The organism is Nocardia sp. CC201C, from assembly GCF_030010695.1.
In the GTDB taxonomy this organism is placed as follows: Bacteria; Actinomycetota; Actinomycetes; order Mycobacteriales; family Mycobacteriaceae; genus Nocardia; species Nocardia otitidiscaviarum.
In genome coordinates this window covers 1-1,211 of record NZ_JASCXP010000734.1, presented here as the reverse complement: position 1 = coordinate 1,211, position 1,211 = coordinate 1, and the positions used below count along the sequence as shown (strand labels likewise).

1 pseudogene is annotated in these 1,211 nt (G+C 74.2%); it reads right to left on the bottom strand.

What is annotated here, in order from left to right:
- Positions 1-1,170, bottom strand: a pseudogene (locus QK444_RS36375) (SMC family ATPase); the annotation flags it as partial.
- Between the last annotated feature and the right edge of the window lie 41 nt (positions 1,171-1,211).

Genomic DNA, 1,211 nt, shown 5'->3' with positions numbered 1-1,211 from the left:
GCGGCGGCGCTCCACGGTGCCGTCCGCACCGGCGGCGGCGCGCAGGCGTTCGGTGAGTTCGGCGAGGCGGCGGTCGGTGGCCACGATCCGCTCCGTGGTCGCACCGGCGCGGGTTTCGCAGTCGCGCAACTCATCCTGGAGGCGGGCCTCATCGCTGCGCAGCCGCGTCAGCTCGGCCGTCAGCGCCTCGACGCGTTCGGCCAGCCGCCGCGCGGACTCGTACCGTTCGGTGGCGGCGTTCAGGGCACCGGCCAGTTCGGCCTTGTCGGTGTCGCCACCGCGCTCCACCAGCACCTCGATAGCGCGCTCCAGGTCGGCGACCTGCCGCTGCGCCCGCTCGCGCGCCGCCTCGGCCACCCGCTCGGCCTGCAATGCCTTGTCCTCGGCGTCCTTCGACACCGGCGGGCCCGATGCGCGGGCGGGATCGGGGTGATCCGTGGAGCCGCACACGGTGCACGGCTGCCCCTCGGCCAGTGCCTCCGCCAGCTCGGCCGCCATCCCCGCCAGACGCCGCTCACGCAGGGCCAGGGTGTGTTCACGGGCATCCAGGTGCGCGGTGCGCGCCGATTCGAACGCCGCCTGTGCGCGCGCCAGTTCCCCACGCCGCGTCGCCAATTCGAGCGCCGCACTGGCGGCGGTGCGCAACCGCTCGCAGTCGGCCTCCAGCACCGGCAGCCCGGCCGCCGCATCGGCCGCCGTGCGCAACCGCCCCTCCACCGACGCGATCGATTCCGGCAGCTCGGCCCGCAACCGCCGCAGCTTCTCCGCCTGCCCCGCCAGTTCCTCCTGCTCCCGCCGCAGCCGCGTCATCTCCCCCGCCAGCCGCCTGGCCGTCTCCGCATCCGCCCGCACCTCGTCCAGCGCGCCGATCTGCGCGGTCCAGCGCGCGATGGCCGACTCCAGCCCGGTCCTGATGTCTCCGGCCGTGTCGGACTGCCCCCGCATCCCCCCGTATTCGGCCATGTTCGCGTGACCCGGCGAACCAGCCTGGTCGAGCGGCCCGGGGCCATCGCTCGGTGACGCGCTTCCTTCGCCCGACGTGCCCGCGACCGGTTCGGAATCGCCGGCACCCGGTGCGAGCGGTTCCGAGTCGCCGACGCCCCTCTCGGCCATGGGTTCGATCATGGCGAGTTCATCGGCGAGATCGGTTCCGGCCAACTCTCCGCGCATGAGATCGGCTGCTGCCCGGTAAGTTCCGGGAAGCTCCAGGC